The organism is Rhodococcus sp. P4_E4, from assembly GCF_056401575.1.
In genome coordinates, this window is the sequence record NZ_JBFUJB010000020.1 from 20,488 (window position 1) to 47,352 (window position 26,865).

The 26,865-nt window shown below is 63.0% G+C and carries 27 protein-coding genes; 7 read left to right on the plus strand and 20 right to left on the minus strand.

What is annotated here, in order from left to right; translation table 11 throughout:
- Positions 1-58 precede the first annotated feature (58 nt).
- From AC1DVN_RS22110 to AC1DVN_RS22120, 3 genes are all read right to left on the minus strand, one after another.
- The gene (locus AC1DVN_RS22110) at positions 59-2,329 is read right to left on the minus strand and encodes a polyribonucleotide nucleotidyltransferase (RefSeq protein ID WP_020907444.1); all 2,271 of its coding nucleotides are present in this window, start codon (positions 2,327-2,329) and stop codon (positions 59-61) included.
- A 438-nt stretch (positions 2,330-2,767) separates the two neighbouring features.
- Positions 2,768-3,037 carry a 30S ribosomal protein S15 gene (rpsO, locus tag AC1DVN_RS22115; protein ID WP_003942254.1) on the minus strand — a complete coding sequence of 90 codons (270 nt, stop codon included), beginning with the start codon at positions 3,035-3,037 and terminating at the stop codon, positions 2,768-2,770.
- Positions 3,038-3,194: 157 nt separating this feature from the next.
- Positions 3,195-4,175, minus strand: a complete 981-nt coding sequence (locus AC1DVN_RS22120; protein ID WP_477994224.1) for a bifunctional riboflavin kinase/FAD synthetase — start codon at positions 4,173-4,175, stop codon at positions 3,195-3,197.
- 117 nt (positions 4,176-4,292) lie between these two features.
- On the opposite strand from AC1DVN_RS22120, the gene AC1DVN_RS22125 reads away from it, so the two are divergent.
- Positions 4,293-5,039, plus strand: a complete 747-nt coding sequence (locus tag AC1DVN_RS22125) for a metal-dependent transcriptional regulator (RefSeq protein WP_019748070.1) — start codon at positions 4,293-4,295, stop codon at positions 5,037-5,039.
- Positions 5,040-5,049: 10 nt separating this feature from the next.
- Here AC1DVN_RS22125 and AC1DVN_RS22130 read toward each other — a convergent pair whose 3' ends face one another.
- The 12 genes from AC1DVN_RS22130 to rimP all read right to left on the minus strand — a co-directional run bounded on the left by AC1DVN_RS22130 (position 5,050) and on the right by rimP (position 16,725).
- Positions 5,050-5,526 (minus strand): GNAT family N-acetyltransferase, encoded by a 477-nt coding sequence (locus AC1DVN_RS22130; protein WP_151531340.1) that lies wholly within the window; start codon positions 5,524-5,526, stop codon positions 5,050-5,052.
- On the minus strand, positions 5,523-6,443 hold the full coding sequence (gene truB, locus AC1DVN_RS22135) for a tRNA pseudouridine(55) synthase TruB (protein WP_477994225.1): 921 nt from the start codon (positions 6,441-6,443) through the stop codon (positions 5,523-5,525). The genes AC1DVN_RS22130 and truB overlap by 4 nt, the downstream gene beginning before the upstream one ends.
- A 24-nt stretch (positions 6,444-6,467) precedes the next feature.
- Positions 6,468-7,127, minus strand: a complete 660-nt coding sequence (locus tag AC1DVN_RS22140) for a 4'-phosphopantetheinyl transferase family protein (RefSeq protein WP_092764504.1) — start codon at positions 7,125-7,127, stop codon at positions 6,468-6,470.
- Between the two features lie 13 nt (positions 7,128-7,140).
- A complete protein-coding gene (locus tag AC1DVN_RS22145) occupies positions 7,141-8,064 on the minus strand; it encodes a metallophosphoesterase family protein (RefSeq protein ID WP_477994226.1) in 924 nt (307 codons plus the stop codon).
- On the minus strand, positions 8,049-9,452 hold the full coding sequence (locus AC1DVN_RS22150) for an MATE family efflux transporter (protein WP_477994227.1): 1,404 nt from the start codon (positions 9,450-9,452) through the stop codon (positions 8,049-8,051). Before AC1DVN_RS22150 ends, AC1DVN_RS22145 begins: the two co-directional genes overlap by 16 nt.
- A gap of 10 nt (positions 9,453-9,462) precedes the next feature.
- Entirely contained in the window at positions 9,463-10,455 is a 993-nt protein-coding gene (locus AC1DVN_RS22155; RefSeq protein ID WP_020907440.1) for a DHH family phosphoesterase, read from the minus strand.
- A 12-nt stretch (positions 10,456-10,467) separates the two neighbouring features.
- Entirely contained in the window at positions 10,468-10,947 is a 480-nt protein-coding gene (gene rbfA, locus AC1DVN_RS22160) for a 30S ribosome-binding factor RbfA (RefSeq protein WP_003942248.1), read from the minus strand.
- A 276-nt stretch (positions 10,948-11,223) separates the two neighbouring features.
- Positions 11,224-11,514, minus strand: a complete 291-nt coding sequence (locus AC1DVN_RS22165) for a DUF503 domain-containing protein (protein ID WP_003942205.1) — start codon at positions 11,512-11,514, stop codon at positions 11,224-11,226.
- 113 nt (positions 11,515-11,627) lie between these two features.
- Positions 11,628-14,573 (minus strand): translation initiation factor IF-2, encoded by a 2,946-nt coding sequence (gene infB / locus AC1DVN_RS22170; protein ID WP_020907439.1) that lies wholly within the window; start codon positions 14,571-14,573, stop codon positions 11,628-11,630.
- A gap of 108 nt (positions 14,574-14,681) precedes the next feature.
- Positions 14,682-15,032, minus strand: coding sequence for a YlxR family protein (locus AC1DVN_RS22175; protein WP_019748063.1), 351 nt, complete (start codon positions 15,030-15,032; stop codon positions 14,682-14,684).
- 44 nt (positions 15,033-15,076) lie between these two features.
- Positions 15,077-16,108: a transcription termination factor NusA gene (nusA, locus tag AC1DVN_RS22180; RefSeq protein ID WP_003942738.1), complete on the minus strand. Its 1,032-nt coding sequence runs from the start codon at positions 16,106-16,108 to the stop codon at positions 15,077-15,079.
- Complete coding sequence (rimP, locus tag AC1DVN_RS22185; RefSeq protein WP_477994228.1) at positions 16,105-16,725, minus strand: ribosome maturation factor RimP; 621 nt, start codon at positions 16,723-16,725, stop codon at positions 16,105-16,107. Before rimP ends, nusA begins: the two co-directional genes overlap by 4 nt.
- Before the next feature lie 271 nt (positions 16,726-16,996).
- On the opposite strand from rimP, the gene AC1DVN_RS22190 reads away from it, so the two are divergent.
- The gene (locus AC1DVN_RS22190) at positions 16,997-17,446 is read left to right on the plus strand and encodes a hypothetical protein (protein ID WP_195791245.1); all 450 of its coding nucleotides are present in this window, start codon (positions 16,997-16,999) and stop codon (positions 17,444-17,446) included.
- Entirely contained in the window at positions 17,443-17,898 is a 456-nt protein-coding gene (locus tag AC1DVN_RS22195; protein ID WP_080945658.1) for a ferritin-like domain-containing protein, read from the plus strand. Before AC1DVN_RS22190 ends, AC1DVN_RS22195 begins: the two co-directional genes overlap by 4 nt.
- Before the next feature lie 17 nt (positions 17,899-17,915).
- Here the strand turns inward: AC1DVN_RS22195 and AC1DVN_RS22200 are convergent, their stop codons facing one another.
- The gene (locus AC1DVN_RS22200; RefSeq protein WP_477994229.1) at positions 17,916-19,304 is read right to left on the minus strand and encodes an MFS transporter; all 1,389 of its coding nucleotides are present in this window, start codon (positions 19,302-19,304) and stop codon (positions 17,916-17,918) included.
- An 84-nt stretch (positions 19,305-19,388) separates the two neighbouring features.
- Here AC1DVN_RS22200 and AC1DVN_RS22205 point away from each other — a divergent pair, with 84 nt between their 5' ends.
- The 3 genes from AC1DVN_RS22205 to AC1DVN_RS22215 all read left to right on the plus strand — a co-directional run bounded on the left by AC1DVN_RS22205 (position 19,389) and on the right by AC1DVN_RS22215 (position 21,451).
- Positions 19,389-20,024, plus strand: coding sequence for a TetR/AcrR family transcriptional regulator (locus tag AC1DVN_RS22205; protein WP_020969397.1), 636 nt, complete (start codon positions 19,389-19,391; stop codon positions 20,022-20,024).
- A 93-nt stretch (positions 20,025-20,117) separates the two neighbouring features.
- Positions 20,118-20,615, plus strand: a complete 498-nt coding sequence (locus tag AC1DVN_RS22210; RefSeq protein ID WP_477994230.1) for a nuclear transport factor 2 family protein — start codon at positions 20,118-20,120, stop codon at positions 20,613-20,615.
- Positions 20,612-21,451 carry an SDR family NAD(P)-dependent oxidoreductase gene (locus tag AC1DVN_RS22215; RefSeq protein ID WP_477845917.1) on the plus strand — a complete coding sequence of 280 codons (840 nt, stop codon included), beginning with the start codon at positions 20,612-20,614 and terminating at the stop codon, positions 21,449-21,451. Before AC1DVN_RS22210 ends, AC1DVN_RS22215 begins: the two co-directional genes overlap by 4 nt.
- Here the strand turns inward: AC1DVN_RS22215 and AC1DVN_RS22220 are convergent.
- Both AC1DVN_RS22220 and AC1DVN_RS22225 read right to left on the minus strand, forming a co-directional pair.
- The gene (locus AC1DVN_RS22220) at positions 21,413-22,369 is read right to left on the minus strand and encodes a DMT family transporter (protein WP_477994245.1); all 957 of its coding nucleotides are present in this window, start codon (positions 22,367-22,369) and stop codon (positions 21,413-21,415) included. The genes AC1DVN_RS22215 and AC1DVN_RS22220 overlap by 39 nt on opposite strands.
- A gap of 91 nt (positions 22,370-22,460) precedes the next feature.
- Complete coding sequence (locus AC1DVN_RS22225) at positions 22,461-23,756, minus strand: MFS transporter (RefSeq protein ID WP_020907429.1); 1,296 nt, start codon at positions 23,754-23,756, stop codon at positions 22,461-22,463.
- 159 nt (positions 23,757-23,915) lie between these two features.
- Between AC1DVN_RS22225 and AC1DVN_RS22230 the strand changes: the two genes are divergently transcribed.
- Positions 23,916-24,341, plus strand: coding sequence for a pyridoxamine 5'-phosphate oxidase family protein (locus tag AC1DVN_RS22230; protein WP_020907428.1), 426 nt, complete (start codon positions 23,916-23,918; stop codon positions 24,339-24,341).
- Here AC1DVN_RS22230 and AC1DVN_RS22235 read toward each other — a convergent pair.
- Positions 24,293-25,138: a nuclear transport factor 2 family protein gene (locus AC1DVN_RS22235; protein WP_477994231.1), complete on the minus strand. Its 846-nt coding sequence runs from the start codon at positions 25,136-25,138 to the stop codon at positions 24,293-24,295. The genes AC1DVN_RS22230 and AC1DVN_RS22235 overlap by 49 nt on opposite strands.
- Positions 25,135-26,865 carry an acyl-CoA dehydrogenase gene (locus AC1DVN_RS22240; protein WP_338480933.1) on the minus strand — a complete coding sequence of 577 codons (1,731 nt, stop codon included), beginning with the start codon at positions 26,863-26,865 and terminating at the stop codon, positions 25,135-25,137. The genes AC1DVN_RS22235 and AC1DVN_RS22240 overlap by 4 nt, the downstream gene beginning before the upstream one ends.

Here is a 26,865-nt window from a genome sequence, read left to right on the forward strand (position 1 = left end):
ACAGATGCGGCCCCGCACGGAAATCCGCGCGGGGCCGCATCAGAGTACGAAGTGAGATCTACTCGGAAGCAGCCTCGTCGGCGGCCGGAGCGGCAGCCTCGTCGTTGCCCTCTTCGACCGGGATCAGCGAGATCTTGCCACGTGCATCGATGTCGGCGATCTCGACGCGGATCTTGGATCCGACGTTGACCACGTCTTCGACCTTGGCAATGCGCTTACCGCTGCCCAGCTTCGAGATGTGCACCAGTCCGTCGCGTCCCGGCAGGAGCGAAACGAAGGCACCGAAGGCGGTGGTCTTGACGACCGTGCCCAGGAACCGCTCGCCGACCTTGGGGAGCTGCGGGTTGGCAATGGCGTTGATCATGTCGATCGCGGCCTGTGCAGACGGTCCATCGGTGGCGCCGACGAACACGGTGCCGTCGTCTTCGATGGAGATGTTGGCACCGGTCTGCTCGGTGATGGAGTTGATCATCTTGCCCTTGGGGCCGATGACCTCACCGATCTTGTCGACGGGGACCTTGATGGCCGTCACGCGGGGAGCGAACGGGCTCATCTCGTCCGGGGTGTCGATGGCTTCCGCCATGACCTCGAGGATCGTGGTCCGCGCATCCTTCGCCTGCGAGAGTGCACCGGCAAGAACCTGCGACGGGATGCCGTCGAGCTTCGTGTCCAGCTGCAGGGCCGTGACGAAGTCCTTGGTGCCTGCGACCTTGAAGTCCATGTCGCCGAAGGCGTCTTCGGCGCCGAGGATGTCGGTCAGAGCGACGTAGCGGGTTTCACCGTCGACCTGGTCGGAGACCAGACCCATGGCGATACCGGCAACCGGAGCGCGAAGCGGCACACCGGCGTTGAGCAGTGCGAGCGTGGACGCACACACCGAGCCCATCGAGGTGGAACCGTTGGAGCTCAGAGCCTCGGAGACCTGGCGAATCGCGTAAGGGAACTCTTCGACGCTGGGCAGAACCGGCATGAGAGCGCGCTCGGCGAGTGCACCGTGACCGATTTCGCGACGCTTCGGCGAACCGACGCGACCCGTCTCACCGGTGGAGTACGGCGGGAAGTTGTAATGATGCATGTAGCGCTTGGTGGTCTCGGGACCGAGCGAGTCGACCTGCTGAGCCATCTTGACCATGTCGAGAGTGGTAACACCCAGGATCTGGGTCTCGCCGCGCTCGAACAGTGCGGAGCCGTGTGCGCGCGGGATGATCGCGACCTCGGCGGACAGCGAACGGATGTCCGTGACGCCGCGGCCGTCGATGCGGAACTGATCGCGCAGGATGCGCTGGCGAACCAGCTTCTTGGTGAGCGAGCGGAACGCTGCTCCCAGTTCCTTCTCGCGGCCTTCGAAGTTGGGTGCAACCTGCTCGAGAACCTCGACCTTGACCTCGTCGGTCTTGTCGTCGCGTTCCTGCTTGCCGGCGATTGTCAGTGCGGCATTGAGCTTTTCGGACGCAGCAGCCTCGACGGCAGCAAAAACGTCGTCCTGGTACGCCGGGAAGACGGGGTAGTCACCCGTGGGCTTTGCAGCCTTGGATGCCAGTGCTGCCTGAGCAGCGCACAGGCGTGCGATGAACGGCTTGGCGGCCTCGAGGCCTTCGGCAACGATGGCCTCGGTCGGTGCCTGAGCGCCGTCGGCGATCTTCGCGATGACGTTGTCGGTGGCCTCGGCCTCGACCATCATGATCGCTACGTCGGCGTTGTCACCGCTGCCGGACACGACGCGGCCGGCTACGACCATGTCGAAGACGGCGTTCTCGAGCTGATCGACCGTCGGGAATGCAACCCACTGGCCGGCCTTGTTGTCCTCGGAGACGATGAGTGCAACACGCACGCCACCGACGGGTCCGGAGAACGGCAGGCCCGCGATCTGCGTCGACGCGGAAGCGGCGTTGATGGCCACGACGTCGTACAGATCCTGCGGGTTGAGGCTCATGACCGTGACGACGACCTGGATCTCGTTACGGAGACCGTCGACGAAGGACGGGCGCAGCGGCCGGTCGATGAGGCGGCAGGTCAGGATCGCGTCGGTGGAGGGGCGTCCCTCACGACGGAAGAACGAACCGGGGATGCGGCCCGCTGCGTACATACGCTCTTCGACGTCCACCGTCAGGGGGAAGAAGTCGAAGTGCTCCTTGGGGTGCTTGCTGGCGCTCGTGGCGGACAGCAGCATGGTCTCGTCGTCCAGGTAAGCAACGACGGCGCCGGCGGCCTGCTGAGCAAGGCGTCCGGTCTCGAAACGGATGGTGCGGGTACCGAAGGACCCGTTGTCGATCACGGCGGTGGATTCGAACACGCCTTCGTCGACCTCTACTACGGAATTCTCTGTCATTCTTTTCTCTTCACTTCCCTCTCGTCTTCGCCGTACCCGCGCGGGCGTTTCCACCCTCCTGGTGGAAACTGCGCACCGAGGGACGTCCCCCTCTTGAATTGCAGACGCTCCTTGCGATGCGAGCGATTTCTGCTTCGGGACGTCACGACGTTCGGGCGGCCGTCGATCGAAGTCCGCCGGAGCTTTCGGGCACTTGCCCGGTCCGGAGAACCACTACCGACAACCGACACCACGTTCTCTGGTGCATACGGTGTGCTGGCTGCGCACTGCACAACTGTGCGTAGACAACTGTGCATAGCGCCGACAGCGGAAACTGCCTTGCGGCAGCTAACGCCGAAAGCCAGCGAAGCCCAGTATATGCGTGGCTTCGCCGGCTAACGGAGTGTTCGGCAAACCGAAGCGTGCCGTGTTGCTTTCGATCAGCGTCGTGAGAAAAATCTAGCGACGCAGGCCGAGACGCTCGATGAGCGTGCGGTAGCGAGCGACGTCAGTCTTTGCCACGTACTTCAGCAGACGACGACGGCGACCGACCATCAAGAGCAGTCCACGACGCGAGTGGTGGTCATGCTTGTGGGTCTTGAGGTGCTCGGTGAGATCGGTGATGCGCTTGGTGAGCATTGCCACCTGAGCTTCAGGCGATCCCGTGTCGGTCTCGTGCAAGCCGTACTCGCCGAGAACGACCTTCTTTTCTTCCGTGGTCAATGCCACTTGATTCACTCCTGTGATGACGTTTGCGTGAAAGGAACTAGATCGGTGCGGCCACCGCAAACCGCAGCACGCACCGAGAGAAGATCCTACCAGCAGCAATGAGGCGCTTTCGCCCACCTGGAGCGAATGTGGCCGCCGCCACTAGTGCAGGACGAGCTCAACCTACGCTGCGCTCTGCATCCTCACTCAGGATTTGGCGTGCGCGTTCGACGTCTCGGTTCATCGCCGTGATGAGCGACTCGATCGAGTCGAACTTCTCCATGCCCCGAATCCGCGAAACCAGGTCGACAGCGACGTGTTGTCCGTACAGGTCGGCTTCGGTGTCGAGAACGTACGCCTCGACGGTTCGGGTCCGGCCGGAGAAGGTCGGGTTGGTCCCCACAGACACTGCGGCTTGGTATCGACGACCGGGAACGACAGTTCCGAGTTCCTCGCCGGCGCCGAGCACCGTGAACCACGCTGCGTAGACGCCGTCGGCCGGAATCGCCGAAAACATCGGCGGTGCAACATTGGCCGTCGGGAATCCCAACTCGCGTCCACGCTTGTCACCGTGGACGACTACACCTTCGACACGATGTGGACGGCCGAGAGCTTCGGTGGCGGCTTCCATGTCGCCTGCGTCGACGCACGAGCGGATGTAGGTCGACGAGAACGTCACCGCGTGCTCGGCGAGCAGCTGGGCGCCGTCGACGGCAAAGCCGAAGCGAGCGCCCATCTCACGAAGAAGATCGACGTTGCCGAGCGCCTTCTTGCCGAAGGTGAAATTGTCCCCCACCACCACCTCGGCGACATGCAGACGTTCGACGAGAATTTCGTGGACGTAGCGCTCCGGCGTCAGCTTCATGAAATCAGCGGTGAACGGCATCACGCAGAACACGTCGATGCCCAGATCCTGAGCCAATTCCGCACGCCGTTGCAGCGTCGTCAACTGGGCTGGATGACTACCCGGCCGCACAACCTCCATGGGATGCGGGTCGAACGTCATCAACACGCTCGGAACACCACGTTTGCGCGCAGCGGTAACTGCTCTCGCTATCAATTGGGCATGCCCACGATGCACACCGTCGAACACACCGATAGTGAGCACACAACGACCCCAATCGGCCGGAACTTCGTCGAGACCACGCCATCTCAGCACGATTGGCAGCCTACGGGTCCACCGGCGGCGGGTCACGTTCGGACCCGCCCAGCGAATCACCGCTGTGCTGCCGCTCACGTACGGAAGTTCCGGATTTCGTAGCCTAAGCTAAGCGTTGTGGCAGCTCACAAGACCGGAACCTCGGAAGCATCATCGACGTCGGATGGCGACAGCACTTCGGCGCACGGCGCGGCAATCGACACGCTCGCACTCTCGTCGGTGGCTCAGGACTACCTCAAGGTCATCTGGACGATCCAAGAGTGGTCCCACGAGCGGGTGTCCACCAAGCTCCTGTCCGAGAAGATGAACGTCTCGGCTTCGACGGTGTCCGAGGCGATCCGCAAACTCTCGGACCAGGGCCTCGTCGATCACGCCCGCTACGGTTCCATCGCTCTGACGGACAGTGGCCGCGCGGCTGCTGTGTCCATGGTCCGGCGCCACCGGTTGATCGAGACCTATCTGGTTCAGGAACTCGGCTACGGCTGGGACGAAGTCCACGACGAAGCCGAAGTCCTCGAACACGCCGTTTCCGATCTGATGATCTCGCGGATGGACGCCAAACTGGGCTTCCCCGAACGTGACCCGCACGGCGATCCCATTCCCGCCACCGATGGTTCGGTGCCGACTCCCCCGGCCCGTCAGCTCAGCGACTTCGCCAACGGCGAGCGGGGCCGCGTTGCCCGGATCTCCGATTCCGATCCCGAAATGCTTCGGTACTTCGATTCCGTCGGCGTCAGTCTCGATGTCGACATCACTGTCGAAGAACGCCGTGATTTCGCCGGAACAGTGTCCGTTCGACTCGGCGACAGCCCCGACACCATCGACCTGGGAAGCCCAGTCGCTCAAGCAATTTGGCTCGTGTAGTCGAGGCCGCTCAGAGCGGCAGACGATATCGCCGTTCTACAGGCCGGACGCCGTCGGTCCGGGTCCAGTCGGCGAGCCTCTCGTCGACGTACACCCAACCTCGACGCTCGTACAGCGCGATCGCCGGCAAAGCGTCCTCGACGACGTCGAGCACCAGTTCCAACTGACTTTCTGCTGCGAAATCCGTGACAGCGTCGAGTAGCGCACCGCTGAGGCCGTTTCCGCGGGCATGGGGATGAACGAACAATCGCGACACGGCAATCGATCCCGCGGTGGTGGGCGCGCCTCCGACCTCGCGGTCGACGGCCACATGACCGACAACACGGCCGTCGCTCTCACCGACCCACGCCTTCACCACCGTGGGCGAACTGAGCCAGCGGTGCGGGTTCTGTGGCCACGTGTTCGGATATCCGTCGCACTCGTGGACCTGTGCCAGCGCATCGACGCAACCGTCGAGGTCGCCGTCGACACGCTCGCGGACGATCACCCGCGAAGCGTCGCCGGTCGCACGACCATCACCGAACTGGCGCGTCGACCCTTCTCCTGCAGAAGCGCAATCGTGTGACCGGTGGGATCGATCGCCGCACAGATCCCCTTCATCCCGATCGGCTCGAGCCAGCGCCCCTGGCTGATCGCCTCGGCTTCCTCCGCCGTGATCTGCCGATGCGGAAAAGCCGTCTGCGCAGCCTGATCGATGTCGAGGCTCACACCCGGCCGATCCGCGAGATCTTCGAGCGTGCGCGCATGTTCGAGAGTGAACGGCCCGACGCGGGTGCGGCGTAATGCCGTCAGATGACCACCGACGCCCAATTCACGACCGAGGTCGCGTGCAAGCGAGCGGATGTATGTTCCGGAAGAGCACTCAACGTCTACATCCAGATCGACGAAGCCACCAGGGACATCTCGCCGAGCCAGAACTTCGAAAGTCGACACCGTTACCGGGCGCGGCGCCAGCTCGACGGTTTCTCCCGCACGCACCAGGGCATGTGCGCGTTGACCGTCGACCTTGATAGCGCTCACGCTTGCCGGGATCTGCTTGATGTCTCCGGTCAGCGTTGCCACGATCGCCGCGATCTCCGCGTCCGTCACCTGCGAAGCGTCTGCGGAAGTCAGGACCTCCCCTTCGGCATCGTCCGTGTCCGTAGCTGCACCGAGGCGAATGGTCGCCGAGTACGCCTTGGTTGTCAGTGCCAGGAGTCCGAGCAACTTGGTCGCACGCTCGACGCCGAGAACGAGGACGCCGGTCGCCATGGGATCAAGAGTCCCGGCATGTCCCACCTTGCGGGTGTTCAACAATTTGCGGCATCGCGCGACCACGTCGTGGCTGGTGATGCCCGCCTCTTTGTCGACAATCAGGATTCCGGCGCCGACAAGACCGGAGGAAGGCTTTTCACGAGCTGACACGTGTGCCGATTCTGCCAGTCGCGCTCACTGCACCGAAATTGCCGTCAGAATGAGCCCGTCCGACACCAACCACCTACCGTCGAAAGAGGTGAGCGGCGGACCAGACGTCGCCTCACCGGGGACCAGCAGACGCGAGTTGAAAGTTCCGGAAGTTTCCGTCTCCGCCTCGAATGTGATGTGTGCGTCCTCGAAACCCAACCAGCGCCCGGTGAGCGGAAACCACGCCTTGTACGTGGCTTCCTTCGCGCAGAAGAGCACTCGATCCCAGTGCACCGGACCGCCGGTTTCCTGAGTGTCCAGCCACGTTCGTTCCGCTTCGATGCTGACCGCGGGCAATACCCCGTCCGGCAGCGGGCCGTGCGGCTCGGCGTCGATACCGAGTGAGCGGACCTGCATGGAGTACGCCAGGACAGCGCCGCGGTAGCCGTCGCAATGGGCGAGGCTTCCGACTACTCCCTGCGGCCAGAGTGGGGCACCACGCTCGCCGCGCATGACAGCGGCAGACGGAACACCGAGCTTGCCCATCGCCTGACGCGCGAGGTGCCGGGTAGTCACGAACTCGCGACGGCGCTTCTCGACCGCGCGGCCGATCAACGCCTCCTCACTGGGGTGCGGAACCAGACCGGGCGGATCCACGAAGGCCTCGGCCGTCGCAACTCCACCGGGAAGAATCTGTTCGATCACGTAGCGATACCTCTCAGCGTCCGGCGCGCATGCGCTCGACTTCGGCTTCCTGCTCCGGCGTGACCTTGAAGTGGCCACCCCACTTGTTGAGCGTTCCCGGCGGGTACTCCGGAACGGGAAGAATCTGACGCAACAACTTCTCCGGCAGTCCACGCCGACGCCATTCGCGCGGGTATCCGAGTGAGACTTCCTCGAAGCGGACGCCGTCGTAGTACGTGGTTCGAGGAATGTGCAGGTGCCCGTACACCGAGCACACCGCGTTGTACTTCACATGCCAGTCGGCGGTCGCGGTGGTTCCGCACCACAACGCGAACTCCGGATACATGAGCACGTCCGTCGGCTGCCGGACCATCGGGAAATGGTTCACCAGAACGGTTTTTGTGCCTTCGGGGAGCGCGTCCAACCGTGCCTGGGTGTATTCGATTCTCGCCCGGCACCACGCGTCGCGCGTTGCATACGGCTGCGGCGAGAGCAGGAACTCGTCGGTGGCGACGACGTTCTTGTCCCGCGCGATCTCGAGCCCGTGTTCCTTGTCTCGCGCGCCTTCCGGCAGGAAGGAGTAGTCGTAGAGAAGGAACATCGGGACGACCGTGACCGGACCATCGTCTCCCTCCCACACCGGGAACGGGTCCTCGGGTGTGATGACGTCGAGTTCGCGGCACATGTTGACCAGGTACTCGTACCGCGGCGCTCCGTGAATCTGAACCGGATCCTTGGCGGTCGTCCACAGTTCGTGGTTGCCCGGAATCCAGATGACCTTTGCGAATCGGCTGCGAAGGAGCTTCAACGCCCACCGAATGTCGTCAGTTTTCTCGGAAACATCTCCGGCGAGAATGAGCCAGTCGTCAGGCGAATCCGGGAACAGTTCCTCCGTCATCGGCTTGTTGCCGTTGTGACCGACATGAATGTCGCTCACCGCCATCAGCTTTGCTGCCACGATCCCTCTGCTTCCTCAGTTGAACTTCCGCGCTTCGCCGTCGCCGGACCTGTTACGGCCCACTTGCCGGAAAACGCTCGCCACGACACCGCGACCATCCGAAGTACTACGAACACGGTAAGCCCTGCCCAAATTCCGGCCAGCCCCCAGTCGTAGGCGAGGGAGAGCCAGATCGCGGGCAGAAATCCGAGAACTGCGCAGAGCATGGTCGCGTTGCGCAGAAACACCACGTCCCCGGCGCCGAGCAGAACACCATCGAGGGCGAAGACGATTCCCGCTACCGGCATGATCGCGACGAAGAACCACCAGGCGATCGACATTTGACCGAGCACCTCGGCGTCGGACGTGAAAAGTCCGGCGATCACGGAGTGGCCCGCGGCGAAGAAGATCGCGAGTACCACGGCAAATACCGTCGACCAGGCAGTGATCCGCCAGGTCATCCTCTTCGCGGCGGCCGCGAATCCACCGCCGAGGGCAGCTCCGATGAGCGTTTGGGCGGCGATCGCCAAGGAATCGAGAAGGAGCGAAACCAGGTTCCACAGTTGGAGGACAACTTGGTGTGCACCGACTACGGCTGCACCGAACCTCGACGCCACCGCGGCCGCCGAGACGAAACACGCTTGGAATGCGAGGCTGCGCAGAATCAGGTCACGGCCCATCAGCATCTGCGCCCGCATGATTGCAAAATGCGGTCGAGCCGAGACCGGTTCACGAAAGAGTGCCCAAGCGAACAGGACACCCGAAACGCTCTGGCCGACCAGATTCGCGACAGCTGATCCTTCGAGTTCCATCCGGGGAGCACCGAGCAAACCGTGCACGAGAATCGGGCACAACACCGCCGAAATACCCAGGCCGACAAGGACGAACCGAAGCGGTCGCACCGTGTTCTGAACCCCGCGCATCCAGCCGTTGCCGGCCAGGGTCACCAGGATGAGTGGAACACCCAATACCGCTATCCGAAGCCAACTTTCCGCAGCCGCCGCAATGTCGGGAGTCCCGGCCACCGCCGAAGTCAGCGGGCCCGCGATCACCTGCACGATCACTACCAAGGCCAAGCCGATCGCGGCCGCCAGCCAGGTCGCCTGAACGCCCTCGCCCACCGCGTCGCGCTCGCGGCCCGCCCCGTGCAGCCGTGCGGCGCGCGCCGTCGTGCCGTACGACAAGAAGGTCAGCTGCGTACTCACCAACGACAGGATCAGACCACCGACTGCCAATCCGGCCAGCGGAAGCGCCCCGAGTCGGCCGACCACGGCGATGTCGAACAACAGATAGAGGGGTTCGGCCGCCAGTACCCCGAGTGCCGGAAACGCCAGGGAAAAGATTCGACGCCCAGTGACGTCGAAATCAGCTGCCGAAGATCCTGCCGAGGTGGCGTCAGATTCGCTCAATGCCGCGGATTCAGCCGAGTGCCGCGACGAGCGCGGCAACAATCTCGTCGCTGGAAGTGGTCGACGTATATCCGGCCGACAGCCGGTGCCCGCCGCCACCAAGACTTTCAGCGACCGCCGACACGTCGATCGCCGACTTTGCACGCAACGAGATCGACCAGCTTCCGGAAACCGACTCTTTGAGTACTGCGGCAACTTCGGCTTCCGAAGTAGTTCGCACGATATCGACGACGCTCTCGATCTCCTCGGAGCGAAGATCGCCGATGTCACTGCGTCGGATCACCGCGTACACCAGCCCACGGCCGTCCGCGGCTTCCGGGACCAGCACCGCGGACCCGAGTACCGAAGCCAGCATCGGCAACCACCCGAACGGATGGGTGTCGAGCAGCTTTCGCGCAATCGCGTCGCCGTCGATGCCGGTCGCCAGCAAACGCGCCGCGAGCACGTGCGGAAGCGGACCTCCCCACCGGAAGGAGCCGGTGTCGGTGACCAGTCCGGCATAGAGACAGTGCGCGATATCGCGATCGATCGCGACTCCCCACGCATCGAAGAATCGTGCGATGAGCGCCGTCGTCGAAGCCGCGGTTTCGTCGACGACGTTGATGGTTCCGAATTCGGAATTGGAGCGATGGTGATCAAGGACGATTGTGCGATGCGCGCCGGCGAGTCGACTCGCCAACTCACCGAGGCGGCCCTCGCTGCCGACATCCACGGTCACCAGAACATCGACGCTTTCCCGAACATCGGCGGGCGCCGTGAGCAAGTGAACACCAGGGAAATCACACATCGACTCGGGCAGCGCCGACGGCCGACTGAACGCGACCTGCACCGAAACACCCCGACGCTCGAGAACGAGACCGAGCGCAAGTCCGCTGCCGATCGTGTCCGCATCCGGCTGCACATGGCAGAGAATTGTCACCGTGTGCGCCGATTCGAGAACCTCGGCCACCTGAGCGAACTTCGCCTCGCAGGGGTCGACGTCCGAAAGTGCGGTGATCGTCATTCTCGGTGCGCGTCAGTCGGCTTCACGAACATCTGGCGACGCCTCGTCTTCGTCCGAAGCCACTCGCGGCTCCTTGTACGGATCTGCATCTCCGGCCGGCTGTGCATTCTCACGCGCCTTGGCGACCTCGTCGTCGGCGGCCTTGGCACGGGCCAGCAGTTCTTCCATATGACGCGCGGTATCGGGAACGGTATCGGCGACAAACGTCAGAGTCGGTGTGAAGCGAACGCCAGTTCCGGCACCGACCTTCGAGCGGAGAACACCCTTGGCCTTCTCGAGTCCTGCGGCGGCGGCTTCCACATCGGGTGCGGAATCGACCTTCTCGCCCATGACTGTGTAGTACACCGTCGCGTCGTGCAGATCGTTGGTGACCTTGGTGTCCGTGATGGTCACAAATGCGAGTCGCGGATCCTTGATCTCGTGATCGATCGCGGTCGCGACGATGGTTCCGATACGCTTTGCCAACTTGCGTGCCCGGGCTGGATCTACCATGACTGTCAGTCTCCTCTACCTGGCCACTCGAATCGAGGTGACTCGATCGATCAAAGTTCTGGTTAACAAGAATTATTACCGACAACAGTCTCGTCCATCGGCTACCCGGCAACCAAATCACCATCGGTAGAGGTCTTCGGCCACAAGCCACCGTGCACATCGAGCGTGAGTACAGACACCGTCACACTTGGTCCCCTGGACGCCGAATCCCTTGCCAACCAACTCGATTCGGTACGCCGTCCGGAAGAGTGGCTCACCGACACACACCAGTGACACTCAGTCTTCCGGGCCGAAGATTCGCCTTCGCACAGCCAGCAACTGAATCTCCGGACGCTCGGCGACCGCTCGCTCACAATGATCGAGAACATCGTGCAGATGATCGACGGACGAACTGACCACACCGACGCCCACGAGCGCACGACGCAGGCGTCCCTGCTCCCCCGCCTCCGCTGCACTGACACCGAATCGACGGAGTTCCGTCAGGATCGGCGACAGCATCGAACGCTTTTCCTTGAGTGAGTGGACATCGCCGAAAAGAATGTCGAACTCCAGTGCCCCTACAAACATTTTCCCCCTAGACAGAGCCGAATGGACTCTTCCGGACTTGTATGTTCAAGTCCGGAAGAGTCCATGTCAGCTAGTACTCACGTGCGTCCGCCCCAACGCCCGTGTCGACATAATCAGTCGCGCGGCTTCTCGCGAAGCTCGTAGCACTCGAGAACGTCACCGATCTTGATATCGGAATAGGTGACGGTCAAACCACATTCATAGCCTTCGCGAACCTCGGTAGCGTCTTCCTTCTCCCGCTTGAGCGAGGAGATGGTGACCGTCTCGGCGATGACCTTGCTGTCGCGGATGAGACGTGCCTTGGCGTTGCGACGGATGCTGCCCGACGTGACCAAGCAACCGGCAATGTTGCCAATCTTGGACGAACGGAACATGGCGCGGATCTCTGCCTTGCCCAGCTCGACCTCTTCGTACACCGGCTTGAGCAGACCCTTGAGTGCCTTTTCGACCTCGTCGATGGCCTGGTAGATCACCGAGTAGTAGCGAATGTCGACGCCCTCGCGGTTCGCCAGCTCCGTTGCCTTGCCTTCGGCGCGGACGTTGAAGCCGATGATGATCGCGTTGGACGCAGCAGCCAGGTTGACGTTGGTCTCCGTGATGCCACCGACACCGCGGTCGATGACGCGCAACTGCACCTCGTCGTCGATCGGAATTCCGAGGAGAGCCTCTTCGAGGGCCTCCACGGTTCCCGAGTTGTCACCCTTGAGGATCAAGTTCAGCTGTGAATGTTCCTTCAGAGCTGCATCGAGATCGTCGAGGCTGATGCGCTTACGACTCTTCGCTGCAAGCGCGTTGCGCTTACGTGCGTTGCGACGGTCCGCGATCTGACGAGCGATACGGTCCTCGTCGACCACGAGCAGGTTGTCGCCTGCACCGGGGACCGACGTGAAGCCGATGACCTGGACCGGACGTGAAGGCAGTGCCTCGTGGACGTCCTGACCGTGCTCGTCCACCATGCGGCGGACGCGGCCGTAAGCATCGCCGGCAACGATCGAGTCGCCGACCCGCAGCGTTCCGCGCTGGATGAGCACGGTAGCGACGGGGCCGCGGCCACGGTCGAGGTGCGCCTCGATGGCAACACCCTGAGCGTCCATGTCCGGGTTGGCGCGCAGATCCAGGGAAGCGTCCGCCGTCAACAGCACTGCTTCGAGCAGTGCGTCGATGTTGAGACCCTGCTTCGCCGAGATGTCGACGAACATGGTGTCTCCGCCGTATTCCTCGGCCACCAGTCCGTACTCGGTGAGCTGCTGCCGGATCTTGTCCGGGTTCGCGCCTTCCTTGTCGATCTTGTTCACCGCGACCACGATCGGCACGTCGGCCGCCTGGGCGTGGTTGATCGCTTCCACCGTCTGCGGCATGACGCCGTCGTCGGCTGCGACCACAAGGATCGCGAGGTCGGTGGCCTTGGCACCACGAGCACGCATGGCCGTGAAGGCCTCGTGACCCGGGGTGTCGATGAACGTCACGAGACGCTCGTTGCCCTCGAGCTCGGTCAGCACCTGGTAGGCACCGATGTGCTGCGTGATGCCGCCGGCTTCGCCCTCACGGACATTCGCCTTACGGATCACGTCGAGCAGACGGGTCTTACCGTGGTCGACGTGGCCCATGACGGTGACCACAGGCGGACGGGACTCGAGGTCCTCTTCTCCGCCGGCGTCCTCGCCGTAGGTGAGGTCGAAGCTGTCGAGCAGCTCGCGGTCCTCGTCCTCCGGGCTGACGACCTGCACGACGTAGTTCATTTCGCCGCCGAGCAGCTCCAGCGTCTCGTCGTTGACCGACTGAGTTGCCGTGACCATCTCACCGAGGTTGAACAACGCCTGCACGAGTGCTGCGGGGTTCGCATCGATCTTGTCCGCGAAGTCCGACAGCGATGCGCCGCGAGCGAGACGGATGGTCTCACCGTTGCCGCGTGGCAGCCTGACGCCGCCGACTGCGGGAGCCTGCATGCTTTCGTACTCGGCGCGCTTCGCCCGCTTCGACTTACGTCCACGGCGAACTGCTCCGCCGGGACGACCGAATGCACCTGCCGCTGCGCCGCGCTGACCGGGACGGCCACCGCCGCCGGGACGACCGCGGAATCCACCGGCCGGAGCTGCTCCACCGGGAGCACCTGCACCAGCACCGGCGCCGGGAGCGCCGCCGCCGCGGTATCCACCGCCGCCGCCGCCCGGACGACCACCGGGAGCGCCACCGGGACGACCCGGACGTCCGCCGCCACCGGGCGCGGGACGAGCGGAACGAGCAGGCATTGCACCCGGGTTCGGGCGAGGAGGCATGGAGCCGGGGCTGGGACGGGGTCCGCCCTGACCTGCAGGCGGACGAGGTCCACCCTGGCCGGGAGCCGGACGGGGACCGCCCTGACCCGGAGCCGGACGAGGTCCCCCCTGGCCGGGAGCCGGACGGGGACCGCCCTGACCCGGAGCCGGACGAGAACCGCCCTGGCCTGCACCCGGACGCGGTGCGCCGGGAGCCGGACGAGGTGCCGGACGCTCGGCGGGTGCCGAGGAGTACGGGTTGTTACCGACGCGAGGTGCCTTCGGTCCCGGACGCGGTCCGCCGGGCTTTGCGCCGGTAGACGGTGCCGCCGGAGCCGCGGGGGCTGCCGGTGCCGATGCTGCGGGAGCAGCCGGAGCCGGGCGTGCCGGCTGTGCCGGCTTCGGAGCGTTGAACGTCGGGGTGGGGACCGGCGCCGACGGTGCTGCCGGAGCAGCGGCTGCGGGAGCCGCGGGGGCTGCCGGTGCCGGAGCTGCGGGAGCAGCCGGTGCGGGTGCGGCCGGCTTGGGGCCGGGACGCGGGCCACCGGGCTTTGCAGCTGACGGCGACGGTGCGCCGGGCTTTGCCGCGGGGCGAGCCGCCGGAGCGGCTGCGCCGGTCTCGGACTTGGTTTCTGCTCCGCCTGCCGACGGGAATGACTCCCGCAGACGACGGGCGACGGGCGCCTCCACTGTGGATGACGCAGACTTCACGAACTCGCCTTGCTCCTTGAGCGTTGCGAGTAGTTCCTTGCTGGTGACACCGAGTTCTTTAGCCAACTCGTGCACGCGGGCCTTGCCTGCCACTGCTCTCCTCACTGATGAGGTCGAGCAGGAGGCATCCCACAGATGTGGGTCCCGCACGACCTCGGGTTATCGCCGATGGACGTTCATCGTTGGTGCTTCACGGTGTGCTCATGAGTGCTTGTGCCTGTTCTTCTCGAGAGGTACTGCTTTTGTGTGAACTGCGTCGACCAGCTGGTCGACAGCGGACGTGTCCAGATTTCCGGACACTCGCAGTGCTCTGCTGAATGCTCGGCGCCGCTCTGCCAGGCTCAGACAACTCGGATCCAGGTGCAGCCATGCACCTCGACCGGGGAGTCTTCGCGATACGTCGGGGACGAGCGGGGAACCCTCCGGCCCCTGCTCACCAACCACGACCCTCAACAGATCGACAGCCGACCCTTGTTCCCTGCACCCCACACACGTTCTGACCGGCGAACCGGGTTTCACGCGCGCAGAATCCGAGGACTCACGTCGAACCATTGTCCACTCTACCGCCGAACCGTCTCGATCACTGCATTCCACCGTTATCCGTTGGACGTGGCGGGCCGGTCGGACGCGTCGCCAACGGGTGCCGCATCGCTCCGAATGTCGATACGCCAACCCGTCAACCGTGCAGCCAGGCGGGCATTTTGACCCTCTTTTCCGATGGCCAACGAAAGCTGGAAATCGGGCACGATGACACGGGCCGCACGAGCCTCGGGATCGACGACAGTGACGGAGACCACTTTCGACGGGGAAAGTGCGTTGCCCACAAACGTCGCGGGATCTTCGTCGAAGTCGATGATGTCGATCTTCTCCCCCGCAAGTTCGCTCATGACGTTTCGGACGCGCTGACCCATCGGGCCGATGCATGCACCCTTTGCGTTCAGCCCCTGCACGCGTGAGGCAACGGCGATCTTGGAACGGTGTCCCGCTTCGCGCGCGACGTTGATGATCTCGACGCTGCCGTCCGCGATCTCCGGAACCTCGAGTGCGAACAACTTGCGAACCAGGTTCGGATGGGTCCGCGAGAGGGTGATCTGGGGGCCACGGGCGCCGCGAGCAACCCCGACGACGTAGCACTTGATGCGCTCGCCGTGTTCGTAGTTCTCGCCGGGAACCTGTTCTGCGGGCGGCAACAATCCTTCGGCGCCATTGGATTCGCTGCCGATTCGAACGACGACCATCCCGCGAGAGTTTGCACGCGTGTCGCGCTGAATGACACCGCCGACGATTTCACCCTCATGGGTGGAGAACTCACCGAAACTGCGCTCGTGCTCGGCGTCGCGCAAACGCTGCAGGATGACCTGGCGTGCGGTGGTCGCCGCGATTCGACCGAATCCTTCGGGAGTGTCGTCCCACTCCTCGCCGATCATGTTGCCGTCGGCATCGGTGTCGTGTGCCATCACTCGCACCGAACCGGTCTTGATGTTGACATCGATCCGAGCGTTCTGCTTGTGCCCCTCGGTGTGGCGGTACGCCGTCAGCAGCGCGGTCTGGATCGTGGCGATCACAGTTTCGATCGAAACGCCCTTTTCGGCTTCGATCGCTCGCAACGCTGCAATGTCGATATTCACTTGTCGAACCCTTCTTCGTTTTCTACGTCTTCTAATTCTGCTTCGTCGTCTTCGACACTGTCCACGCCCGAGTCATCGGTGAGGTCAACCGCATCCGAGGGAACTGCGCGCCCCTCCGGGATGCCGCCCGCGAGTTCCAACTCCGCCTCACTGGGCTTCGAGAACTCCACCTGAACTACGGCCTTCTGAACGTCGCCCAGTGCAATCTCTCGCACGGTCAGTCCGCCACGGCCACCGATGACAACCGCCACGGAATCGTCGTTCAACCTTCCGATACGGCCGACCACGGTCTCGCCGGCCAGATCGATACGCGCTTTGCGTCCACGAGCTCGACGCCAGTGACGCTCGAGCGTCAGTGGACGATCGATTCCCGGGGAGGTCACCTCGAGGGTGTACGGCGTTTCACCGATTTCCTCGAGGCTGTCGAAAAGTTCCGAAACGAGTCTGCTGATCTCTGCGGCGGCATCGAGTTCGATCCCGGCATCGCTGTCGACCATGATGCGCACCGCGCTGTGCTTGCCCGCACTGGTCACGACAACGTCTTCGACGTCGTAACCCTGGGCGTGCACGAGTTCGGAGATCAGCTCGATCACCCTCTCCCTGGATGGCACCGGCATCTCGCGAACTCCTCATTTCAGTTGTCGTCGATTGTCCGACTTGTGTCGACTGTCGACGTGGGCGGCTGCGAGCATGAAAAGACACCAGGTGCCTCATGCTGCAAGCATCCAAGAGTACCGCTCATTACGCGTCTCCGTGACCAGAGTGCCCGACGCACGTCACACTTGAACACGTGCCGCGGATTCGAACGATCGGCCGACCACCTGGCACGATGGACTGGTGCTGACGCCCATGACTACTACCCCACTCTCCCGGCGGAGTGCGCTCAAGATGACGGGAACCGCAGCAGCGTTGGGCGCTGCAGCCTTCTCGTTGTCCGCCTGCACCGACAACGGCACAGCGGAGGCGGCTGCAGAAGTCGACCAGTTGACGGCCCAGGCCGAGCGAGCTCGCTCCGACGCGGCAGCCGCAACCGCCGCCATCGCTCTTGCGCCGGACAAGTCGGCATCACTGACCACGATCAGCGCCGAACGCACAGCGCATGCACTCGAACTCGACGCCGAGATTGCGCGAGCAGCGGGCGGCGGCGCTACGACCACTGCGCCCCCGTCGACCTCGGTCGCAAACGCTCCGACGGGCGTTGACACCTTGAGGACCTCGCTGACCGATTCGGCGCGCAGTGCCGCGGATCTCGCTCGCACGATGTCCGGCTATCGCGCGGGCTTGCTCGGTTCGATCAGCGCGTCGTGCTCGACCCAGGTTGCGGTGTTGCTTCCATGATCACTTCGCACACCCGTCGAACCGAGAGTTCTGCCTTGCTGACCGCAATCGAATCAGAGAATGCCGCGATCTTCGCTTACGGAGTGGTTGCCGCGTTTTCGAATCCTGCCCGTGTCAACGAAGTTGCCACACATACAGCCGCGCACCGCGCGCGACGTGATGCGCTGGTTGCCCTGTCGACCGACGCGGGCGAGACCCCGCCGACAGCCGCGGCAGCCTACGAGATCCCGTTCCCGGTGACGGACGCCGTTACCGCGGCACAACTGGCAGCACAGATCGAATCCGACACCGCCGTGACCTACCGGGCATTCGTCGAACAGGTCGATACCGACCAACTCCGCACGTTCGGAATCGACGGCCTGACCGATGCGGCAATCCGCGGCGCCGGATGGCGGTCCGCGCTGGGAACCGCTCCGTCTACCTCAGCGTTCCCAGGGGACCCGGCTTCGTAAACTGCTGTGCGCCTTTATTAACCGCCGGCGGATACGAAGCAACCGCCGACGCGCAGTGCAGGTGTCAGCGCATCTCCGTAACCGAGTGGCGTGAGCGCACCCCCGGCCGCAAGGAAGACTGCGGTAAGAACCGCGATTCCCAGCGCAACACCGATCTCGCGAAGCGTCGAGTTGGTCGAACTGGCCGTTCCGTGATCAGGCTCATCCATGTCGACGAGGACAGCGGTGGAACTCGGCGCGAAGGTCAGGCCCATGCCGATGCCCGCCATCAGTAGCGCCGGAACCAGCGAACCGTACGTCACGTCGGGACCGATCAACGCGGCCAACCAGAACAATGCTCCGGCCTGGAGCAGCAGACCGGTCAGCAGAAGTGAACGGAGCCCGACCTTCGGCGCCAGAAAACCGGCGAGAGGAGCGAAGATCATCGGCGCCGCCGTCCACGGAAGCGTCCGCAGGCCTGCTTGGAACGGGCTGTAGCCCATCACGATCTGGAGGTACTGCGACAGCAGGAACACCGCTCCGAAGATCCCGATCGAGAAGGTCAAGCCGATGACGTTCGCCATCGAGAAGCTGCGTGAACGGAACAGACGTAGGGGCATGACCGGATGTGACGTCTTCATCTCGCGAAGAACGAACAGCGCCAACGCGACTGCGGAACCGACCAACGACGCAACCACTCCAAGCGATCCCCAGCCGTCGTCGTTGCCGTGAACGATCCCCCACACCGCCAGAAACACACCGAGTCCGGCGAGTGCGACACCGGGAAGGTCGAGAGGTTGTGTGCGACCGGTCGATTCACGCAACGCATACAACGCGAGAGGAACGGCAACGATCGCAACCGGCACGTTGATCCAGAAGATTCCCTGCCACGAGAACCCGTCGACTACCGCTCCACCGACCACGGGACCCATCGCGATTCCCAGTCCGGAGACGCCACCCCAGACACCGATTGCCATGGCGCGCTTGGCTTCCGGTACCGCTGCGACGAGGAGGGTCAGCGAGAGCGGCATGATCGCGGCTGCGCCCGCGCCTTGAAATGCCCGGGCCGCAATCAGCAGGCCGGGAGTTGTCGACAGCGCCGAAGCGATCGATGCAGCCGTGAACAGCCCGATTCCGAACACGAACATCCGGCGGCGTCCCCACCGATCGCCGAGCGTCGTCGCCGAAAGCATCAGCGTCGCAAAGCAGAGCGTGTACGCATTCATGAACCATTGGAGCTGCCCGACGGACGCGTTCAGTTCCTTCTCGATCACCGGCAGCGCGCTCGTCATCACGAGGTTGTCGAGGGTAGCCATGAACATGGGCAGAGAAGCAGCACCCATCGCTATCGCGATCGGAACCTTACGTCCTCCACTGTTTTCCGACCCGGATGCGGCGTCCGATCCGGACTTCGTCAAAACGGTCATCGTGATTCCTCGATGTGAAGGTGCCTTAAGGCATCGATTGATTACTTAAGTCGAAACTAAGCTATCCGGTGATAACGTGTCAATATGTCGATCGGTGCAGCTGAACCACGTACCCGCAGGATGAGCGCACCGGAACGTCGCGCACTGGTCCTTGCCGCGGCAACGCGGGCATTTGCAAAGGGCGGATACTCCGGCACCAGCACGGACGCCGTCGCCAAGGAAGCCGGCGTCTCGCAGCCCTACGTCGTGCGCATGTTCGGAACCAAGGCAGATTTGTTCCACGCGGTGTTCACGCGTGCGCTCGACGAAATCGTCCGCACCTTCAACGACAAATTGGACACCGTCACAATCGATCCGAGCAATCCGCAGTTCTGGGCCGAACTCGGATCCGCCTACGGCGAGCTGGTCCTCGATCGAGATCTGCTGCTCGTCATGTTGCACGGCTTCGCAACCAGCACCGACGACGTCGCCGCCGTGTCCCGGACCGCCATGTCCGGCATCTACACCTTGCTGCGCGAGCGCACCGGTTGCACGCCCGAGCAAGCACGCTTGTTCATCGCGAACGGCATGCTGATCAACAATCTGCTCGCAATGATGGCACCCGAACACGCCGAAGAAGATCCGGCCCTCGGCGAACTCTGGGGCAGCGTCTTCAGCGACTCGACTGCAATCACTCTCACCGGCGACGAATCCTCGAGCGAAACCGACACCGTTTCCTGACCGGTCACTGGGAAAAACTACACACATGTGACTGAGGACACCCTACAGTCGATCCGACATGTCTCCGGGAAACCCAGACGAAAAGGACCGACGGTGGATCTCGCACAACGCCTCGACGCGCTCGAACAGGTCGAGGAAATCAAGAAGCTCAAACATGGCTACTGGCGAGCATGTGACGCCAAGGATCCGGTTCGGTTCCGCAACAGCTTCATCCGTTCAGGAGCGTCGATCGACTACGGCCGTCTCGGCGCGTTCGACGACGCCGGGCCGATGGCGGACATCTTCGAGAAGATCGCTCTTCGCAAGGTCGACGGCCGGTACGCGGTACTCGACATGCATCACGGATTGCATCCCGACATCACACTGACCTCGGAGACGTCGGCGGTGGGGCGATGGACTCTGAAGTTCCGCCGGGTCGACACTGTCGGACGCACCGAGAAGTTGATGACCGGCGAATACGACGACAAATACGTGATCGAGGACGGTGTGTGGAAAATGAGTCAATGCCACTTCACGGAGACGTGGTCGATCACCACTCCCCTGTCCCCCGACACTGATATCGCCGAGGGTTCGTTGGGAGGTCCCCGATGACCACGTCGACAAACGGCAAAGTAGCGCTCGTGACCGGCGCGAGTAGGAGCGTCGGAAAAGGCATTGCCCTCGCACTGGGAAGCGACGGATGGACGGTGTACGTGACGGCGCGAGGAACCGTCGGCGCCGACGGCCCACTCGATCGCACCGCGGCGGAGATCACCGAGCGCGGCGGTCACGGCATTGCCGTGCAGTGCGATCACGCCGACGATCAACAGATCGTCGACCTGTTTGCACGCATCGCCGAGGAACAGTCAGGCCGCCTCGATCTTCTGGTCAACAACGTCTGGGCCAACCCGGCGGGATATGCCGGCTTCGCCGATCCGTTCTGGAAGAGGCCGATCGACGATTGGGATTCGCTGATCGGAATCGGACTGCGCGCCCACTACGTTGCTTCGGTAGAAGCGGCGAAGTTGATGGTCCCCCGGGCCAGTGGAGTGATCGGCAATATCTCGTCATTCGGCACCCGCGGGTACCTGCACTCTGTCCTGTACGGGATGTCGAAGGCAGGTTTGGACAAGATGGCCGCCGACATGGCTGTCGAATTGAAGGGAACCGGCGTCACCGCACTTTCCTTCTGGCTCGGGTTGATCCGCAACGAGCGGATGGAGGCCAGTGGGATCGAGAGCTTCGAAGGCTTCTCACTGGCCGAGGCCGAAACCCCGGAATTCGTCGGCCAGGTCATCACTGCATTGGCCAACGATCCAGAAGTGAACGCGCGCAGCGGTCACACACTGATCACCGCCGAGACGGCCGTCGAGTACGGAATCACCGACGCCAACGGGAAACAACCTGCGTCACACCGCAGTGCCTTCGGTGGCGGCCCGCTCTTCTGAATCATCGGTGGCGGTGGTCGCGTCGCGTGCCGGCACAGCACGCGGCGCTGCCACTCGCGCCTTCAGGGCAAGCCAGGCACACCCGATGACGACGACGCCGCCGGCCACGATCGAGGGTGACAACGCCTCACCGAGTATCAGCGCCGACCAGGCAATGCTGAGCACCGGTTGAACCAACTGTGTTTGGCTCACAGTGGAAATGGGACCGATCGCCAGACCCCGGTACCAGGGAAAGAACCCGAGAAACATACTCACGCATCCCAGGTAGGCAAACGAAAGCCACGAATTCACATCGGCAGAGACCGGAGCCTGGGCCATGGACGCCACCGTCAACGCAATCGTGACCGGCAGTCCGAGAATCAATGCCCAGGCAATCGTCTGCCACGACCCGATCTCGCGGGCCAGCAACGCACCTTCCGAATATGCCAGCGCTGCACACACAACCGCGGCGAACAGAAGAAGATCAGCGAGATGAAACGAGCCGAGTCCGCCGTTTGCGACGGCCACGAACCCTACGACCGATACCGCGCCGGCGGCGCTTGCCCACCAGAATCCCTCACTGGGACGCTCTTTTCCTCGGACGACGGCAAATACCGCGGTCGCAGCGGGAAGTAGTCCGATCACGACTGCCGCGTGACTCGCCGGCGATGTCTGCAACGCAAACGTGGTGAACAGTGAAAACCCCAGTACCGCGCCAACGGTCACGAGTGCGATGCGAAACCACTGCCGAAGCGTCGGAAGCGTCGCGCGAGTAACCGACAGCATCACAATCGCAAGGGCCCCGGCAACGACGGCGCGGCCCGCGCCGACGAACAGGGGGTCGAGATCCGCGACGGCGACCCTCGTGAGCGGAACGGTGAACGAGAACGCCAGAACACCGAGCAAGCCCCACCACAAACCGGATCGAGACGATGGCATCGGTAGCGGTGCCCGTGACGTGACGATAGCGCTACTCTTCATACTCATATTCAACGATAGCAGTAGCGCACCAACCTGCGAAACTGGTATTTCAGGTGCGAACCCGTGTGCAGGAGATCGAAATTGCACCGAGCAGTCCGACGAGCGCGAAAGCGTAGAAGCCCCACGGCACGGCGTAACCCGCACCCAGGAGAACTCCGCCCAGAATCGGGCCACAGATCGCACCGACCCGGCCGACACCCGCCGACCATCCGAGCGCTGTCGCGCGAATCTGCGGTGGGTGATTGGCGCTCGTGAAGGCGTAGACCAGTACCTGTGCACTGAAAACGAAGCATCCGGCGAGGAAGACCATCACGTAGATTCCGAACGACACCTTCACACTCAGAAGCGCCAGGAACAACGCCGCTCCCGTGAACCACACGATGGCTGCGGTACGCGGGCCGATCTTGTTCGCGACACCCCCGGCGATCAACAGTCCGACGACTGCTCCGGCATTGAGGATCAGAAGGAACGTCAACGACGCTCCGAGGTTGTATCCGGCCTCGCGCATGATCGTCGGAAGCCACGTGTTCAATCCGTAGACGAGCAGCAAGCCCATGAAACTGGTGATCCAGATGGCGATGCTGTTACGCAGGAACTTCGAAGAGAACAGTGCGCGAACGGGATTGGCGGCTTCGGCGCGCCCAGCTTCGGACGTAGGCGCAGCCTCGAGCTCGACACCGTAGCGGGCAGCGATTTCCTCGGCCTCGGCACGCTTTCCGTGAGCGAGAAGGTACGACGGGGATTCCGGCAGATACCGCAACATGAGTGGAATCAGGACGACGGCAGGAAGTGCGCCGACAACGAACATCGCTCGCCAACCGAAAGGTTCGATCACGACGAGCGCCAGCGCGGCGGTGGCAACGGCGCCGACGTGATAGCCGGTCATCAGCATGGTCGACGCAGATCCACCGCCTTGTTTCTTCGAGAATTCGTTGACCAGAGCCAATGCCGTCGGAAGGGCGCCACCCAGTCCCACCCCGGCGAGGAAGCGCAGCAGACCGAAGATGAACGGATTGGGCGCAATTGCGCACAACAGAGTCAGAATCGAGAATGCGGCAACGGCGTACAGCAGCGCGCGGCGTCGACCGATGACGTCAGTGAGAGTGCCGATGACGAGGGCGCCGATGGTCATGCCGATGAGCCCGAAGGTCGAGATCATCGTGATCGTGCCGGTACTCAATCCCCACGCGTCGTAGTCGAGAAGTGAAGGAATGACCGCGCCGAGTACGACCAGATCGAATCCGTCCAGAAGCACAGCTATCCAACACAACGGTGCTACCCACATTGCGGCACGCGCCCCAGGCGAACCGGTGATCGAACTCGATTGCGTATGCGGTGCGGTCATCGGATCCTCGACATTCACTGCTTGTGGGCGTTCGCTACCGGTTCAGATCCAGTAGTCCAGATCGAGATCTGTTCGCATTGCGAACGCATGTTCATAATGAGCACATCGATTGTGTACGGAGTCACAACGCCATGTCAAACGTCGCGGTAATCTCGAGGAATGGCACTCTCCGAAAATGAGCGTGAACAGTTCCTGGCCGAACCCCACATCGGGGCGCTGTCCGTAGCGGACGGCACCGAACGCGGTCCGTTGACCGTCCCGATCTGGTACCTGTACTCGCCCGGTGGCAAACCATGGATCCTCACCGGCAAGGATTCACGAAAGGCTCGACTCATCGAGTCGGCCGGGCATTTCTCGTTGATGGCCGAAAGGCTCGATCCGACAATCCGTTACGTCAGCGTCAGCGGATCCGTCGACAAGATCGTTCCGGGCACCGACGAGATGCTGGTCGAAGTCTCGCGGCGATACCTGACCCCGGACAAGGTCGACGGATATCTCGAATTCGCGCGATCGCAGTTGGGCGAGCAGGTAGCGATCTACATGAATCCGCAGCACTGGCTGTCTGCGGATCTCGGGGCGATCTGACACTTCACCGAAAAGCGAAGGCTCGGCGCGCCGGAGTGGCGCCGATTGAGGCGATGACCGCTCGCCTCGAAGCCGAACAGGGCGATGGCCGGTTCCCCGCACACGATTACGCTCGCCGTCACAGTTCGACCGGCAACCAGCATCTTGCTCTTCGTCACGCCGGTGAGCAGAGCGTTGACGTCAGCATTGGACAACTGCGTCCCCGCCGGAAGCTCGACGGGTACCGGCGGCGTTCGACCGACAGCGGCCGCATCGAGGAACCGCGAAGCCGCCTTCTTGCCTTTGTCTCCGACTCCGAAGATGCCGCGCGAGAATCCGAGCGCTCCGCCGATCCCCTGGTTCGAGAGCAGCTGCGGGGTCAATTTCGCGGCAGCCTTCACCCCAGCAACGCCGGCGGTAGCGAGCTGGCTCAGCATCGTTGCCAATTCCCAATGCGCATAGAGGGTTCCGATCCGCAAGGAATCGGGCTCCCCCACCAAGTCGTAGCGCAAATGCATCGGCACGTCGAGGACGACTCCGGTCGACATCTCGGTAGCGAGGCTCAGATCGCGCCACACTGTGCGGCCGCACACGATATCGCGCTCGACGTGGAAGGTGATCGAATTGGGGGCGATGAACGTGTCGTAAAAACTCTCGATCGCCGCCTGCCCGTTATGCGGACGTGAACCTACAGGGTCGTTGATCTGGCCGTCTTCGGCAAACAGCGCAACCCAGGTCGAGCGATCATGCGCGCCGACGGCTTTCGGGGATCCCTCCACGACGGCCATCAACTGCTCACGTACCACCGGCGCGGTCATGCGCGCATCTCGTATGCACCGTCGTACGCCTTGACCTGCTGCCACACCCGGTCGAAGCGTTCACTGTCCACAACAGGCTTCCGCACTGCGGCCAAGGCCCACTTCTGCTGCTCGGGCGTCGACGACGGCTTTCCGTGCAGTGCGATCGCGTATCCCGAGAAGTCGCGAATCTGGAAGTCGAAGATCTGATCGACAACGTCGGCGTCGAGTCCGCTGATCTCGGCCTGCTCGAGAATCAGATGACCGTAGACGACGAGGGAGAACAGGTGCCCGACATTGAGCATGAAATCGAGATCCTTCTGCTGCTGCGCGTCCGGCGCTGCGGCAGTGAGCAATTCGGTGAGTGCGATCGCCTGCTCGTAGAAACGAGCGACGTTCGGGATCGAAGAGTGCTTCTCGTAGACGGGCTTCCACTCGTGGAACTGGATCTTCGCAGCGCCGCGGGTCGGTCCCTGATTCCAGAAGAACTCGTCGTCGGCTGCGTCGTCGCGCGTGACGATCTCCGGGAACTCCGCGGGGTTGAACAGGTAGTTCGGCAAGAACTTGAGGATCAGTCCGACGTTGACGTGGACGGTGCCCTCGAGCTTGGGCAGCGTGCCGATCATCTGCGCTGCTTCACGGAAGTACGTGGACTTCTCGTACCCCTTTGCCGCGATCACGTCGTGCAGCAACCCGACGACCTTTTCACCTTCCGAGGTGACCTTGGCCTTGGTCATGGGATTGAACAGCAGGTAGCGACGGTCTTCGAGGCTGGCGCTGCGGAAGTAGTCGACTGCTCGCGCGCTGAACTGTTTCATCGCGATCAGACGTGAGTACGCGTCGACGAAGGCGGCGCGTACATGGGCGAAGTCGGTGACCGGATTACCGTAGAGAATTCGATTCTGCGCGTGGGTGATTGCTTCGAAGAACGCATGTTCGGTGATCCCGATGGAGCCGGTGCACAGGTTGAACTTTCCGACGTTGACCGTGTTGAGCGCGGCCTCGAATGCGGCGACGCCGGTGTGCAGAATGTCTTCCTCGCGCACCGGGTAGTCGTCGAGGCGGAAATTGCTGACGTACATTTGCCCGCGCAGGACATTGTCCACAAGCTGATAGTTCGGATGTGCACTGTCGGCGACGAAGAACACGTAGCCTTCGGGACCCTCGACGTCGGTACGACGCCCGAACACAGACACCATTCCGGCTACGTTGCCGTTTCCGATGTAGTACTTCTCGCCGCTCGCGCGGAAGGCGACGTCGCCGTCGGTGGGAGTGAGAAGCATGTCGGTGGAGTACACGTCGGCGCCGTGATCACGCTCGGAGAGGCCGAACGCCATGACGCCGCCGTCGGCAAGTTCCTGCGCTGCACGCTTCTTCGCTGCGTCGTTGTCACTCATCCAGATCGGTCCGAGTCCGAGGATCGTGACCTGCCAGGCGTACCAGTAAGCGAGTCCGTAGAAACCGAAGATCTCACTCAAGGCCGCGTTGCGGGCACCGTCCCAACGACGGTTCTCGTCACCGTCGGCGAATGCCGCCGGAGTCTGGAACGTCGCGAACAACTTCTCCTTTCCGACGAACTCGAGAAAGTCGGAGACCCACACTGCGTCGAGGTCGTCCTGAAGCAGTTGCTTCTTGCCGCGCCTCTCGAACCATTCGATGGTGGCTCGCAGCAAACGGCGGGTCTCCGGATCGAACTGAGCGGGGTCGTAAGTATGGGGGTTGAAGAGCAATCCATCGGTGCCAGACAC

Bases quoted from the DNA above. Each gene is read 5' to 3' on its own strand.
- AC1DVN_RS22220 (WP_477994245.1), bottom strand. From the start codon at position 22,369: ATGCCATCGTCTCGATCCGGTTTGTGGTGGGGCTTGCTCGGTGTTCTG.
- AC1DVN_RS22215 (WP_477845917.1), top strand. From the start codon at position 20,612: ATGACCACGTCGACAAACGGCAAAGTAGCGCTCGTGACCGGCGCGAGT.
- AC1DVN_RS22190 (WP_195791245.1), top strand. From the start codon at position 16,997: ATGACGGGAACCGCAGCAGCGTTGGGCGCTGCAGCCTTCTCGTTGTCC.
- AC1DVN_RS22200 (WP_477994229.1), bottom strand. From the start codon at position 19,304: ATGACCGTTTTGACGAAGTCCGGATCGGACGCCGCATCCGGGTCGGAA.
- AC1DVN_RS22205 (WP_020969397.1), top strand. From the start codon at position 19,389: ATGTCGATCGGTGCAGCTGAACCACGTACCCGCAGGATGAGCGCACCG.
- AC1DVN_RS22175 (WP_019748063.1), bottom strand. From the start codon at position 15,032: ATGGTTCGACGTGAGTCCTCGGATTCTGCGCGCGTGAAACCCGGTTCG.
- AC1DVN_RS22110 (WP_020907444.1), bottom strand. From the start codon at position 2,329: ATGACAGAGAATTCCGTAGTAGAGGTCGACGAAGGCGTGTTCGAATCC.
- AC1DVN_RS22165 (WP_003942205.1), bottom strand. From the start codon at position 11,514: ATGTTTGTAGGGGCACTGGAGTTCGACATTCTTTTCGGCGATGTCCAC.
- rbfA (WP_003942248.1), bottom strand. From the start codon at position 10,947: ATGGTAGATCCAGCCCGGGCACGCAAGTTGGCAAAGCGTATCGGAACC.
- rimP (WP_477994228.1), bottom strand. From the start codon at position 16,725: ATGCCGGTGCCATCCAGGGAGAGGGTGATCGAGCTGATCTCCGAACTC.
- AC1DVN_RS22155 (WP_020907440.1), bottom strand. From the start codon at position 10,455: ATGACGATCACCGCACTTTCGGACGTCGACCCCTGCGAGGCGAAGTTC.
- AC1DVN_RS22225 (WP_020907429.1), bottom strand. From the start codon at position 23,756: ATGACCGCACCGCATACGCAATCGAGTTCGATCACCGGTTCGCCTGGG.
- AC1DVN_RS22235 (WP_477994231.1), bottom strand. From the start codon at position 25,138: ATGACCGCGCCGGTGGTACGTGAGCAGTTGATGGCCGTCGTGGAGGGA.
- AC1DVN_RS22230 (WP_020907428.1), top strand. From the start codon at position 23,916: ATGGCACTCTCCGAAAATGAGCGTGAACAGTTCCTGGCCGAACCCCAC.
- AC1DVN_RS22195 (WP_080945658.1), top strand. From the start codon at position 17,443: ATGATCACTTCGCACACCCGTCGAACCGAGAGTTCTGCCTTGCTGACC.